The sequence below is a fragment of the Sodalis endosymbiont of Henestaris halophilus genome, from assembly GCF_900161835.1.
Lineage (GTDB): Bacteria > Pseudomonadota > Gammaproteobacteria > Enterobacterales > Enterobacteriaceae.
In genome coordinates, this window is sequence record NZ_LT897836.1 from 1,033,761 (window position 1) to 1,048,028 (window position 14,268).

The 14,268-nt window shown below is 41.7% G+C and carries 11 protein-coding genes; 5 read left to right on the top strand and 6 right to left on the bottom strand.

All coding sequences use genetic code 11. The features are described from left to right. Window positions 1–577: 577 nt before the first annotated feature. The 3 genes from aroC to HBA_RS03615 all read right to left on the bottom strand — a co-directional run bounded on the left by aroC (window position 578) and on the right by HBA_RS03615 (window position 5,041). Window positions 578–1,663, bottom strand: coding sequence for a chorismate synthase (gene aroC, locus HBA_RS02160; RefSeq protein ID WP_097032393.1), 1,086 nt, complete (start codon window positions 1,661–1,663; stop codon window positions 578–580). 82 nt (window positions 1,664–1,745) lie between these two features. After that, a complete protein-coding gene (gene prmB, locus HBA_RS02165) occupies window positions 1,746–2,675 on the bottom strand; it encodes a 50S ribosomal protein L3 N(5)-glutamine methyltransferase (protein WP_097032622.1) in 930 nt (309 codons plus the stop codon). Between the two features lie 2,240 nt (window positions 2,676–4,915). Then, entirely contained in the window at window positions 4,916–5,041 is a 126-nt protein-coding gene (locus HBA_RS03615) for a hypothetical protein (RefSeq protein WP_457920919.1), read from the bottom strand. Window positions 5,042–5,175: 134 nt separating this feature from the next. On the opposite strand from HBA_RS03615, the gene HBA_RS02170 reads away from it, so the two are divergent. After that, window positions 5,176–5,787: an undecaprenyl-diphosphatase gene (locus tag HBA_RS02170; RefSeq protein WP_157774252.1), complete on the top strand. Its 612-nt coding sequence runs from the start codon at window positions 5,176–5,178 to the stop codon at window positions 5,785–5,787. 1,034 nt (window positions 5,788–6,821) lie between these two features. Here HBA_RS02170 and groL (HBA_RS02175) read toward each other — a convergent pair. Both groL (HBA_RS02175) and HBA_RS02180 read right to left on the bottom strand, forming a co-directional pair. Continuing rightward, the gene (gene groL, locus HBA_RS02175) at window positions 6,822–8,453 is read right to left on the bottom strand and encodes a chaperonin GroEL (protein ID WP_097032395.1); all 1,632 of its coding nucleotides are present in this window, start codon (window positions 8,451–8,453) and stop codon (window positions 6,822–6,824) included. A gap of 47 nt (window positions 8,454–8,500) precedes the next feature. Continuing rightward, window positions 8,501–8,791 carry a co-chaperone GroES gene (locus tag HBA_RS02180; protein WP_097032396.1) on the bottom strand — a complete coding sequence of 97 codons (291 nt, stop codon included), beginning with the start codon at window positions 8,789–8,791 and terminating at the stop codon, window positions 8,501–8,503. 51 nt (window positions 8,792–8,842) lie between these two features. Here HBA_RS02180 and HBA_RS03490 point away from each other — a divergent pair, with 51 nt between their 5' ends. The 3 genes from HBA_RS03490 to groL (HBA_RS02195) all read left to right on the top strand — a co-directional run bounded on the left by HBA_RS03490 (window position 8,843) and on the right by groL (HBA_RS02195) (window position 11,619). Further along, window positions 8,843–8,980, top strand: coding sequence for a hypothetical protein (locus HBA_RS03490; RefSeq protein WP_157774253.1), 138 nt, complete (start codon window positions 8,843–8,845; stop codon window positions 8,978–8,980). 672 nt (window positions 8,981–9,652) lie between these two features. Further along, complete coding sequence (locus tag HBA_RS02190) at window positions 9,653–9,943, top strand: co-chaperone GroES (protein WP_097032398.1); 291 nt, start codon at window positions 9,653–9,655, stop codon at window positions 9,941–9,943. Between the two features lie 47 nt (window positions 9,944–9,990). Continuing rightward, window positions 9,991–11,619, top strand: coding sequence for a chaperonin GroEL (gene groL / locus HBA_RS02195; protein WP_097032399.1), 1,629 nt, complete (start codon window positions 9,991–9,993; stop codon window positions 11,617–11,619). A 294-nt stretch (window positions 11,620–11,913) separates the two neighbouring features. On the opposite strand, the gene epmB is transcribed toward groL (HBA_RS02195), so the two are convergent. Next, on the bottom strand, window positions 11,914–12,918 hold the full coding sequence (gene epmB, locus HBA_RS02200) for an EF-P beta-lysylation protein EpmB (RefSeq protein WP_097032400.1): 1,005 nt from the start codon (window positions 12,916–12,918) through the stop codon (window positions 11,914–11,916). 51 nt (window positions 12,919–12,969) lie between these two features. Here epmB and efp point away from each other — a divergent pair, with 51 nt between their 5' ends. Next, window positions 12,970–13,539: an elongation factor P gene (efp, locus tag HBA_RS02205; RefSeq protein WP_097032401.1), complete on the top strand. Its 570-nt coding sequence runs from the start codon at window positions 12,970–12,972 to the stop codon at window positions 13,537–13,539. Window positions 13,540–14,268: the final 729 nt, after the last annotated feature.

A 14,268-nucleotide genomic window follows, 5' to 3' on the forward strand; every position in this document is an offset into this window, starting at 1 on the left:
CAGGCACTAGCTATGTAGTAGCTATCAGTGAAATAATATGTCGTTAAATAACATATCGTCGTCAGTTGATAAAGAGTTCTTCACGTGTCTGTAATAAAAGACTCGTATATTCAGCGAATGGTGTAATATTACGGCATCACTAAAATGATCGTTCACCTTATTTCTACGATTAGAAATAATCGTATGAGGCTATTAAAATTAAAGACTAAAATTTAGTATCTTGCATTTGTGTAATGGTTGCATTATGTTAAATACATGTAGCATTATAAAAATCTAGGGCGGTAAACTAACATAAAATCTTACGACGCCTCCCATTCGACCGCATGTCATTATGTTATCATTTAACACTGCAACCGGATCTAGATATTGCATGTAATTTTTGTTCGCTGCATAAAACATAACAGATCAAGGTAGCTAAAGTAAGCTGCTCTTATTCAACTTCATAATCTGCACATTGTAATTACATATGACAGTGCCACTCATAAGCTTTTTAAGTTTTGCCATATTGTCAGTGCGGTCTCCTTGTCAAATGCCGTCAATGTTAGTTACCTTATTAATATGGTGAGAAGCAGCATAGTTACGATATTGATATTGGTGCAACTACATCGGCGCATTGCGCTCGCTGTCGCAACAAGTGATCCATTAGTACGATCGCTATCATGGCTTCTGCGATAGGCACTGCGCGAATGCCGACGCAGGGATCATGCCGACCGCGGGTAACTATCTGTACATCCTCACCTTTGCGGTTTACTGTCCTACCTGGCACCATAATGCTAGAAGTGGGTTTCAGGGAAAGATGAGCTATCACTGGCTGGCCACTGCTAATACCACCTAAAATCCCGCCTGCGTGATTGCTTTGAAAGCCTTCGTGGGTGATCTCGTCACGGTTTTCGCTGCCTAGTTTGTTTATCACTTCGACGCCATCGCCTATCTCGACTCCTTTCACAGCGTTAATGCTCATTAGCGCGTGGGCCAAATCAGCATCAAGGCGGTCGAATACCGGCTCTCCTAGGCCGGCTGGCAAATTATCCACAATAACGGTTATTTTGGCACCAATAGAATCACCAGCTTTTTTTAGATCACGCATTAGCGCATCTAGTTCCTTTAGTCGGTCAATATCTGGGCAGAAAAACGGATTTTGTTCTACCTGAGCCCAATCTTTGAGTTCGCAGCGAATCTCGCCCATTTGTGCTAGAAAACCGCGCACTTGCACTCCGCATTGTTGTGTTAAATATTTTTTGGCAATAGCTCCTGCGGCGACGCGCATTGCCGTTTCTCTCGCCGATGAACGGCCTCCCCCGCGATAATCTCGCTTGCCATACTTTTTTTCATAGCTGTAATCGGCGTGTCCTGGCCGATAGAGATCTTTGATAGAGATGTAATCTTGTGAGCGCTGATCAGTATTTTCGATAAGTAGACCGAGACTAGTACCAGTAGTAATGCCTTCAAATACGCCTGAAAGGATCTTTACGCGATCCGGTTCGCGACGTTGAGTGGTATAGCGCGACATGCCTGGACGGCGTCGGTTAAGATCGTATTGCAGATCTTCTTCTCTCAATGGGATACCGGGTGGTATACCGTCGACGATCGCTCCAAGCGCCGGTCCGTGAGATTCACCAAAGGTTGTAACACAAAAAATTTGTCCAATACTGTTTCCTGCCATTGTGCCTCCTTACCAATTTTGATAAATAAAAAAATAACTCCTCACCTGCATGTTGATTCCGTGACCGGTTTAGACGTTTTAATCATAGCTCAAGTTTAAAAAGCTTTCTGCTAGCAGTCAATTGCTGCCGCGTCAACATAAAAATGCCGACGCCCCCATGGTAAAGTTCGATCCAGCGGAACGGAATATGTGGATATTGTTCTATCAAATGCACCATGCTATTACCTACCTCACAAATCAGCACGCCATCCTTAGTAAGGTAATCGGGCGCGCAGACTAGAATACGTCGTACAAGCTTGAGGCCATCGCTTCCTGCAACCAGTCCTAGCCTTGGTTCGGCATGGAATTCCGCCGGAAGATTGTTCATATCTTCTTCATTCACATAGGGAGGATTGGTAACGATTACATCATAGGATAGTGATGGCAAGTCACAGAATAAATCTGAACAAATCGGGATAACCTGATGCTCAACGCCGTGCTCTTGGATATTGCGTTTTGCCACCACTAATGCGCCAGGGTCAATATCCACCGCGTCTACCTTTGCCTCAGGATAAGCATAAGCGCAAGCAACGGCAATACAGCCGCTACCAGTACACATATCGAGGATATGTGTAGGGGGATGTGGTAGAAGATCACGAAAATGATCAGTAATTAGTTCGCTAATCGGAGAACGCGGAATTAGCACGCGATTGTTAACATAAAATTCTAATCCACAAAACCAAGCCTTATTAATCAGGTACGGCACTGGAATGCGCTCATGTACTCGGCGAATTACAAGATCGACCACGTGGCTGCGCTCGCTAGAAGTTAAGCGCGCGCCATACATTTCCGGTGGCAAATTTAGTGGCAGAAATAGATCAGATAACACTAGTTGTAGGGCTTCATCCCATGGATTGTCGGTCCCGTGGCCATAATAAAGTTGTGCTGAGCTAAACCTACTGACCGTCCAGCGCAATATATCTTGAATGGTATGCATTTCCGCTACTGCTTCATTTACAAAAATTTTTTCCAACTTGCTCTCCACAGCCGTTATTTGCATCATAAGATATTAGTATGCTATGAAATAACATACAAAGCAGTAGAGGCTGTATGCCTTAAGTCATAACAACGCTTTTTCCGTCTTCAATAGTAAATAAAGGTTAAACTGACACAAAATACTTAGATGCAAATAAAGTAATGAAAAATCAAGGTACTTTGCACTTTTATCTATGAGATATGTTGCAAGACGTTTTCAATCAGGAATCAGCTGCGAAATTTTAGCTCTTAGTATCTGGTTCTACCAGCGCGACTTCTTATTCGTTATTGCCTTGCTGCATCATATTATACACTTTGACTTTATAGAGCATATCACCAGAAATAATCGCATGATAATCAATCATAATTGTGTTCTAGTTTTTCGAACAAAGCAATTTGTTTATTAATTCGCAGTATTGCTACTTTGCACATCAATTCTGAATGAGCAAATATTAATAGTCTTAGTCGCAGCTATTCATTTACTATCTACCACCTCCCTTAATGAGAAAAAATTTTCGGTAAGACATACAATTTGAGATCTAGTTTAAATATGTCTTTACCGTTGATCATATTCATAATGCAAGGATGGTAAGTGTATTAAGACAGAACCATATATTTAATCAACTATCTTGTTATTTATATCTTCAATTTTGACGCTACGCGCAGCAGTGACGTTGAAGAATTAGATGTTAGACACAGTAAGTTGATCACTTAGGTAGCTTTATTTATCAATAAAGAATCACTGCCATATAACATCGCTTGATTTGAAGTGTTATTCGGGATTTATAAAAAAAAGTTAGGTTGTGGGTAAATACGAGTTACGGATACCTTATCATGGCTTGTGACGTAAGCAAGTTGGGGGTATGGATTAGTCATCAAAGGCTGTTGCGCATGTAAGCAACAGCAGCAAAAACTATAATCATGGGTGAAATTATAGTAGTTTACGGATCCATATGTAAGCCTTCTTTTTCATTAGGCGACCCCTTTTCACCTTATAGAGCAAATTTAGCAGACAGTAAATATAGCTATTACTTATATACATAACGCGCTGCCGGATCAGCATTTTCCATCAACGGAAAATAAACTTAATATCACCTATATTTACGCTGTTATTAGCACACAGATGCACATCGTATTCCCGGTTCTAATTCTTACTAAAAACGATGATTATAATAGTCACTTTCCCCTGAATGACTAATGTATTATACTTTAACATTGGTAGGTTAAATAAGTGTAATTAGGTTTTGCTAGAAATCACATTGATAAGTTATGCACTTATGCAAATTCTAATAGCGTTAGAATAATAGTTATTATAATATAATCAGATTAAGAACCGTCATCCCGCGGATGACGCTCTATATAACCTGATAACCGCAAACTTAATAAAATAAGTACCATCGTTTCAGCACTTAAATAACTAGTTCTCCTCCTAATCGCGCGATGCAAGCAAAATCAGCGGGACAACACAAAGAAACAACCTATCGGTACCATAAGACATGTAACCTAACTTTAGCTATTTTCTAACTTTTAAAAATTCGTTAATAAACAAAATTGCCAAGGACAAAAACTTTATGTTGCATTTTTGTGTGAATAGCATACTGAACCATTCTACTAAAATGGTATTCATTACTGCATATTATTTGCTCATCAAGAAGATTTTATGTAAAACAAATCGGTTTTGTGTGCAAACAGACTCGATCTCTTTGAAGGCGTACAGTAATAGTAAATATAAATTATCCCTATGTGCAGCCTCAATTTGTGCTGGTGACAATTATTATTAGCTAATAACTATGTCTCGTTCCCCTTGTCATTAAATCATGAAGGTGGTAGCAATACTTAATGGGCGGCAGTTTTTTTAGGTTATAACTAAATATTGTTTAATGTGGTTTTGATCAGAATAGCGCAGTTGATGATGAAATGGGCGATGATGCATTTGCTAAAACTGGTCGCTTTCTCTACCTAGTTATATCCTAGGTTTTGTAGCGTCCTTGCGCTGCAAGCAGCAATTTAAATATTTTATGTTGATATTTAATGAGTTGCTGATTTAGGGAGTTGCGCTGGTTGCCGCTGAATAAGTTTATTTATTACTCATCTTCAGTTATTTGCTAGTGGCAGCAGGTTCTCATATAATTCTAGCATTTAATGATCGTGTTACAAGACCACGATCTTTATGACGTTTAATATTAATTAAAGCAGTTGGCTGGTGCTTAGCTTATTCGTAAGGAAAAACAGCAAGATCTACGTTACTAACAACGGATTAAGTTGTATGGTAGAGCTACAGATACGAAAATAGCCGGCGATGCTGCTAATAGTGACTGCTATTAGGATAGGTGGCAGCGTCATAGCAATTCTGCCCTTAGCCATAATATATCTTTCAAATAAGAAAGATATATTATAACCACTGCTACTACAGCAGTATGCTAGTCAGATGCCTACCACACGGTGTACAATCATGTGCGATATTTCTTTGCTCTATGTTTTATTATGGATCTAGGGCCATGAAAACTTTCATGCCAGCTGTGGATCAGCTTAACGTTTATTTATTTAAACTAATTAATGCGCCCGCTGGTATCAGCGTCGGAATGTTGCGGATTGGTACATTTTTTGCCAGTGCCGCGGTGGCATTATTTCCACTAGTGTTGTTATTCAATTGGTTTTGGTGCGGTGAGTCACAAAAAAAATCCGTACTCTACGCGTTGGTTAGCATGATATTTGCGATGAAGATTAATATCTTTATCGGTATAGTTTGTCAACATCCGCGGCCATTTATGATCCCTATCGGTCAACATTTTCTTGATCATGCAGCTAATAATTCCTTTCCCAGCAATCATATGTCACTATCTTGTGCCATAAGTTTTAGCTTAATAGCTTGCGGCACGCTACGGCAGCAGGGTCTAGTTCTGTTCGCGGTTAGTATGCTAGTTGCCTGGGCTAGGGTATATATGGGCGTTCATTTTCCGCTTGATATAGCAGCATCATTAGGTGTTGCGCTAGTGAGCGCGATATTAAGTTTACGGTGCGCTAAAGCAGTTAACGCTATTTATGCTTATGTTTATTTTCGCTATCATATTATTTTCGCAACTGGTATAAGAAAAAGGTTTATTAAATGATGATTTAATTGCTACATATGCGTAGTTGCTTATATTTAACTCAAAATCACCTGCGGTTTTAAGTATTATCTTATGGTACAAAACCTAAAACAAAGCGCATCATACATTCCTTATGCTTGAATATTATTCATCCTAACCCTTTAATGACTCAAGATCACGATAAACGGTCGGCTAGATACCGTTAAAAATTATTAGTCCCCATCAATACTGTGATGCAAGTACCCATGCGTTTTTTCTCATAGTAATCGTTGCGTGATATTGAGTCGACAAGAGTATCCTGATAACCGCTTACCCAATCTAGGATTAGACTAAATAACCGAAATGATTTTCAACCAGTATGAGACTGATGTTGTGGTAAACATATAGATGTCGGTCTTTCATTCATCATTTTCTGGGTAAAAATATCTATCTCAAACGAGTGGAAAATCTCGATAGGCGCTTATTATAAACCTCTAAATAAATTTGAAATTAGGGCTGTGCATAGAAGGAGACTTTGTCTTAAGTTTAAAAACTATAGTGCTTTTCATGACTAAGGTTTTATGTAGCAAAGTTACTGATACCTGTATGGAACAATGATGAAATGATACATTCTAGACATCGTGCTGAATGTGCTTACTAAAAATTAGCGAATAACAATATTAAAATATGTCGGCATCAGCATTAAATATCGTTAGTGAGAGGTTTTAGGGTAATATACAATATTATCTAATTACTGGACCCTTACAAACTCTAAACTGCCGGTTTAGGTACGTACCATTTTTTGTGATACTAGTATCCACCTAGAAACGTATATCATTTTTTGTTTATTAAACCACTTAAGCGCGTATGAATGATTCTAGTTAGTTATATATTCATGAGCAAGCACTAAGATTTAATATCTCTTACTGTTTTATTGATATAAAACTTAATCAGCAGACGCCCATAAAATGGGCGTCTTAAACTTATAATTTAGCATTCATTTGTATTTACACCCTCCCTCAAAAAATCCCGTGAATGGGGAGGGAAGGGGTATTATTAATAATACGCAGAAAGAATTACATCATACCGCCCATACCGCCTGCGCCGCTGCTTAGGTCAGGTTTCTCTTCCTTCGGCAAATCAGTCACCATGCATTCAGTGGTGATCATCAAGCTGGCGATGGAAGCTGCATATTGCAGTGCAGAACGGGTTACTTTAGTGGGATCCAAAATACCCATATCGATCATGTTGCCGTACTCTTCGGTCGCCGCATTGTAGCCGGTGTTACCTTCACCAGCTTTCACCTGATTAGCGATAACGGACGGTTCTTCACCAGCATTGGCGACAATCTGACGCAGTGGCGCTTCCATCGCGCGGCGCGCGACTTTGATACCGACGTGCTGATCTTCGTTATCGCCTCGTAGCTCAGAAATACTGTTAGCTACACGAATCAGGGCGACACCGCCACCAGCGACCACACCTTCTTCCACTGCAGCACGGGTAGCGTTTAAGGCGTCTTCAACGCGAGCTTTCTTCTCTTTCATTTCGACTTCAGTGGCAGCACCTACTTTGATAACGGCAACGCCACCAGCTAGTTTAGCCACGCGTTCCTGCAGTTTTTCACGATCGTAATCAGAGGTAGCCTCATCACGTTGCTGATTGATTTGCGCAATCCTGCTGTTAATAAGAGCTTTGTCACCGACACCATCGATGATGGTAGTAGTATCTTTGGTGATAACGACACGTTTAGCCTGCCCCATATCTTCCAAAGTAGCTTTTCCTAGCTCAAGACCGATTTCTTCAGAAATTACGGTACCAGCAGTCAGGATAGCAATGTCTTGCAACATGGCCTTACGGCGATCGCCAAAGCCTGGTGCCTTTACAGCGGCTACTTTAACGATACCGCGCATGGTGTTAACCACCAGGGTAGCCAAAGCTTCGCCTTCAACGTCTTCAGCAATAATCAATAATGGCTTGCCTGCTTTGGCAACCGCTTCTAGCACTGGCAGCATTTCACGGATATTGGAAATTTTCTTGTCGGCTAGCAAAATGAATGGGTTTTCTAGCTCAACGACACCGGTTTCTGTTTTGTTAACAAAATAGGGCGAGAGATAACCACGGTCGAATTGCATTCCTTCCACTACATCTAGTTCATCCTGTAGCCCGGAACCTTCTTCCACGGTAATAACGCCTGTTTTGCCCACTTTAGCCATCGCTTCAGCAATCAGCTTACCGACGGTTTCATCGGAGTTAGCAGAAATAGTACCTACTTGAGCGATTGCTTTAGAATCGGAACAGGGTACGGACAGTTTTTTCAGTTCTTCTACAGCGGCGATAACTGCTTTATCGATACCACGCTTGAGGTCCATCGGGTTCATGCCGGCGGCCACAGCTTTCAAGCCTTCATTAACGATAGATTGTGCCAGTACGGTAGCGGTGGTGGTGCCGTCGCCTGCAGCATCATTAGCTTTGGAGGCAACTTCTTTCACCATCTGGGCGCCCATGTTCTCGAATTTATCTTCCAGTTCGATTTCACGTGCGACTGAAACTCCGTCCTTAGTTATGATCGGCGCGCCGAAAGATTTGCCCAGCACTACGTTACGTCCTTTAGGACCCAGGGTCACTTTTACCGCGTCGGCTAAAATATTTACACCGCGCAGCATTTTCACGCGAGCTTCATTACCGAATTTTATATCTTTAGTAGCCATTTTATTTCCCTTACGTTTATTCAGTTCAGATGATTACGTGTGGATTACTACTCAACGATAGCCAAAATATCACTTTCGGACATAATTAGCACTTCCTCGTTATCGATTTTCTCAATTTTCACGTCATATCCGTCATTAAAAATCACGTTGTCACCAACTTTTACGTCCAATGCTTTCACTTTGCCGTTTTTCAAAATACGCCCATTACCTACGGCTAGAACTTCACCACGAGTGGATTTGCCTGCGGCAGAACCGGTCAGTACTATACCGCCCGCAGACTTGGCTTCAACTTCTTTGCGCTTGACAATGACGTGATCGTGTATCGGACGAATTTTCATTGATAGCTTCCTTTTAACAATTCGTTATCAGTTTTTTTTTGGGGGGGGGGGATGAATGTCGGGTATGAGATTGTACTCGACTTCATGGGCGATATATGGGGACATGCAGAGAAGTTTCAAGGGGGGGGGATTTTTCTCCCTAAGTTGTTAGCTGTAATTAATCTAACATTTGTCATTCATTTACGATAAGCGCTCACCGCAGAATTAATTTGCGTGAATAGTTTTAATTTAATCAATTTAACTGGTTAGCGCCCAAGCACACGAAAAGTGCAAGACTTGGCGTATCGCTTGAATACGTCTACAGAGAGGAGCTGTACACTTAAAAAACAAAACGGTAATAAACATATTTTGGTGATGAATCTTATGGCTTGGACTAATCATCTCGCGATGATAATCAATGATGCAGGAAATTCATTGCAATGGATCTGAATTAATCATTTTCATCATCGTCTACATGAATATTTCACTTGTGTTATCCGGGTCGTCCATATGCTTGGCATGCTGAGAATGTTACTGCGGTAATCGAGACGTTATTATACAGTTTATCGCTGGTAGCGAATGAACCTAGCTTAGTCTTATGCGGTACATGCAAAGTAAATTTTTGCTCACGGAGGCAGTCCGTGCAGGCAAAATAATAAGAAGTAGGGTGTTGAAGAGAAAATAATAATATATGCGTTTCTGATGTAATAATGTTAGATTAGTTATAGCTAACATATTTGATAAAAAATTCTCTCCCTCCCCTTGAAACTTCTCTGCATGTCCCCATATATTTCTCATGAAGTCGAGTACAATCTCATACCCGACATTCATCCCCCCCCCCAAAAAAAAAACTGATAACGAATTGTTAAAAGGAAGCTATCAATGAAAATTCGTCCATTACATGATCGCGTTATTGTCAAACGTAAAGAAGTTGAAGCCAAGTCTGCGGGCGGTATAGTACTGACCGGTTCTGCCGCAGGCAAGTCCACTCGCGGTGAAGTCATGGCCGTGGGCCATGGACGTATTTTAGAAAACGGCGAAGTGAAAGCATTGGACGTAAAAGTTGGTGACAACGTGATTTTCAATGAAGGATATAACGTTAAGGTTGAGAAAATCGATAACGAGGAAGTGCTGATTATGTCCGAAAGTGATATTTTGGCTATCGTTGAGTAGTAATCCACACGTAATCATCTGCACTGAATAAACGTAAGGGAAATAAAATGGCTACTAAAGATATAAAATTCGGTAATGAAGCTCGCGTGAAAATGCTGCGCGGTGTAAATATTTTAGCCGACGCGGTAAAAGTGACCCTGGGTCCTAAAGGACGTAACGTAGTGCTGGGCAAATCTTTCGGCGCGCCGATCATAACTAAGGACGGAGTTTCAGTCGCACGTGAAATCGAACTGGAAGATAAATTCGAGAACATGGGCGCCCAGATGGTGAAAGAAGTTGCCTCCAAAGCTAATGATGCTGCAGGCGACGGCACCACCACCGCTACCGTACTGGCACAATCTATCGTTAATGAAGGCTTGAAAGCTGTGGCCGCCGGCATGAACCCGATGGACCTCAAGCGTGGTATCGATAAAGCAGTTATCGCCGCTGTAGAAGAACTGAAAAAACTGTCCGTACCCTGTTCCGATTCTAAAGCAATCGCTCAAGTAGGTACTATTTCTGCTAACTCCGATGAAACCGTCGGTAAGCTGATTGCTGAAGCGATGGCTAAAGTGGGCAAAACAGGCGTTATTACCGTGGAAGAAGGTTCCGGGCTACAGGATGAACTAGATGTAGTGGAAGGAATGCAATTCGACCGTGGTTATCTCTCGCCCTATTTTGTTAACAAAACAGAAACCGGTGTCGTTGAGCTAGAAAACCCATTCATTTTGCTAGCCGACAAGAAAATTTCCAATATCCGTGAAATGCTGCCAGTGCTAGAAGCGGTTGCCAAAGCAGGCAAGCCATTATTGATTATTGCTGAAGACGTTGAAGGCGAAGCTTTGGCTACCCTGGTGGTTAACACCATGCGCGGTATCGTTAAAGTAGCCGCTGTAAAGGCACCAGGCTTTGGCGATCGCCGTAAGGCCATGTTGCAAGACATTGCTATCCTGACTGCTGGTACCGTAATTTCTGAAGAAATCGGTCTTGAGCTAGGAAAAGCTACTTTGGAAGATATGGGGCAGGCTAAACGTGTCGTTATCACCAAAGATACTACTACCATCATCGATGGTGTCGGTGACAAAGCTCTTATTAACAGCAGGATTGCGCAAATCAATCAGCAACGTGATGAGGCTACCTCTGATTACGATCGTGAAAAACTGCAGGAACGCGTGGCTAAACTAGCTGGTGGCGTTGCCGTTATCAAAGTAGGTGCTGCCACTGAAGTCGAAATGAAAGAGAAGAAAGCTCGCGTTGAAGACGCCTTAAACGCTACCCGTGCTGCAGTGGAAGAAGGTGTGGTCGCTGGTGGCGGTGTCGCCCTGATTCGTGTAGCTAACAGTATTTCTGAGCTACGAGGCGATAACGAAGATCAGCACGTTGGTATCAAAGTCGCGCGCCGCGCGATGGAAGCGCCACTGCGTCAGATTGTCGCCAATGCTGGTGAAGAACCGTCCGTTATCGCTAATCAGGTGAAAGCTGGTGAAGGTAACACCGGCTACAATGCGGCGACCGAAGAGTACGGCAACATGATCGATATGGGTATTTTGGATCCCACTAAAGTAACCCGTTCTGCACTGCAATATGCAGCTTCCATCGCCAGCTTGATGATCACCACTGAATGCATGGTGACTGATTTGCCGAAGGAAGAGAAACCTGACCTAAGTGGTGCAGGTGGTATGAACGGTATAATGTAATACCCCCTATTTTGTACATTTCTAATAGTTTATTCTCCTCGCTTACCCGAGGAGAGGGGGTGGAGTTTTATTAATACAACAAGCGAAGGCGCGTGTGTTGTGTATCGTAAGTTGACATCTTTACCTCATGAAAAATATGTTCTATTAGCAGGTGTTTAACCAGTGTTCAATCCGATAACGTTATCGCGTAAAAATCATAATGAGCAGTAATATTAACTTAAGACTGGTACTATAGTTTAAGTATGATAAAGTGCTGTCGTGTTGTTCATTATAGCAGGTAAGAGGATCATGCCGTTATCGTTGCCGCAGTCTTAAATCTAGTATGGTCTTGCTACGGTTGTTGCTAATTTCCCGTGCAAGCCGGGGTACCAGATATCCTGATACTTTCTCCAAAAGTTGCTGCATAATCTCTCGTGCGCGGTTATCGTCCACCATAAAATGTGCTGCTCCTTGCACCCTATCCAGAACATGCAGGTAATATGGTAAAATGCCAGCGGAGAAAAGAGTTTCACTAAGTATCGCTAGTGTATCTGCGTTATCATTTATACCGCGCAGCAGTACGCTTTGATTAAGTAATATTATTTGCGCATTTCGCAATCGTGTCATACTGTCGCACACATTAGCATCAATTTCATTTTCGTGGTTGATGTGCGTTACCATAACTACCTTCAGCCGACAATTAGCCAGGCGTTGGCAGAGATGCTCAGTAATACGTGCTGGAATGACGACCGGCAACCTGCTGTGAATACGCAGGGTAGTTAGATGAGGGATCTCTTCCAGAAGAGAAATAAGTTTATCTAGTTCATGATCTTTAGCCATTAACGGATCGCCGCCGGAAAGAATAATCTCATTTAGTTCAATGTGCTGCTGAATATAAGCCACGGCGCGCAACCAATTCTTTTCATTGCCCTGATTTTCTTGATAGGGAAAATGACGTCTAAAACAGTAGCGGCAATTGACTGCGCATCCGCCTTTCACTAGCAGCAGCGCACGATTTTGGTACTTATGCAGCAAGCCAGGTACCACACTGTGCTGCTCTTCTAGGGGATCGGTGCTGAATCCCGGTACTCGATCGAATTCTTCGCGTGTCGTAATCACTTGGCGCAAAAGCGGATCGTTCGCGTCACCCGGTAACATGCGAGCCGCAAAAACACGGGGGACGCGAAATGGAAATAAACGCCGTGCCTCGGCACCCTCACGCAGAATGGGGTGTTTCTGGAGCTTAAGAAGCTCTAGGAGTTGCACGGGATCAGTTATGACATCAGCAAGTTGATGTAACCATTCTTCTCTAGCATGCATATTTCATATTGTACGTTTATTTTTTAACCAATTTAAATTAAAAGGATAATTATGACCTCTTATAGTACTAACGAATTTCGTTCCGGTCTTAAAATCATGCTTGATGGTGAACCGTGCACGATTATTGATAATGAATTCGTAAAGCCAGGCAAAGGCCAATCCTTTAACCGGGTTCGGCTTCGCAAGCTAATTTCTGGTAAAATGCTAGAAAAAACATTTAAATCCGGTGACACGGTAAAAGCTACCAATGTAATTGATATTAACCTGACATACCTTTACAACGATGGTTATTTTTGGCATTTTATGAATAAAAAAAACTTTGAGCAGCTGGCTGCCGATGCAAAAGCCGTTGGCGAAAACTCCAAGTGGTTGGTGGAAAAGGCTGAATGCATTTTGACGTTGTGGAACGGCCAGCCGATCGCCGTAACGCCGCTTAATTTTGTGGAATTGGAAATCATTGAAACGGAACCAAACCTAAAAGGCGATACTTCCGGTAATACTGGTAGTAAACCGGCTAAACTGGCCACCGGCGCGGTAGTAAAGGTACCACTATTCGTTCAGATTGGTGAGGTGATTAAAGTGGATACTCGCTCCGGCACGTATGTATCCCGTGTTAAATAACGCATCATGCTAAATATAGTCTTATCGGTGATTAGTATTCTCCCCTATCAGCATTGATGGAATTCGGGAGCCTGGTTGGCCTAGATGATCAATACTATGACTAATCTTTATTATTACATTAACAAATTTATGCAGGGGGGTAATATTTACCTGTGACTTCGGATATAAGGTGCACATCTTGGCTGGGTATTTTTTTGAAAAAATAGCTAAGGTTAATGAAACAATCTGTTAGCGATTTAGTTTTCACCTTCACTCTATCATACTGATAGTCAATAAACTAACTTAGTTCATTTGATATCTGTAAAGAAAGAACTTAGCTACAGTCAGTCTTGTGCTTACCCCCTGAATTTTTTTAACCTTCTTCTTGCTTTTTTCTTTGTCAGTTAGTGAACTGTATACATCACAAGCTATAGTTTGATTAATGAGCTCCTCGACACAATCGCGGTTTGTTTCCTGTATAATTTTATCATAACTTCTTTGATTTTATTTGCTGCTGTAATAAAGAAGTCGCTGTTACTTCCTGTTGAGAGTCATCAATAGGTCAATAATTCCTTAATTCCATTAATTTCCATAAAAAACACTTATGCTACACTAACCGTAATATTTTCTTATTGACATATATTGTCAGACTACCCACAAGGAATTAAGTGCTCCAGGAGGTTTGCCAGTGACGCTTGCTTGATCCGTATTTCTAATGTTGGTGGAGTGTGCAATAAAATTTACATATCG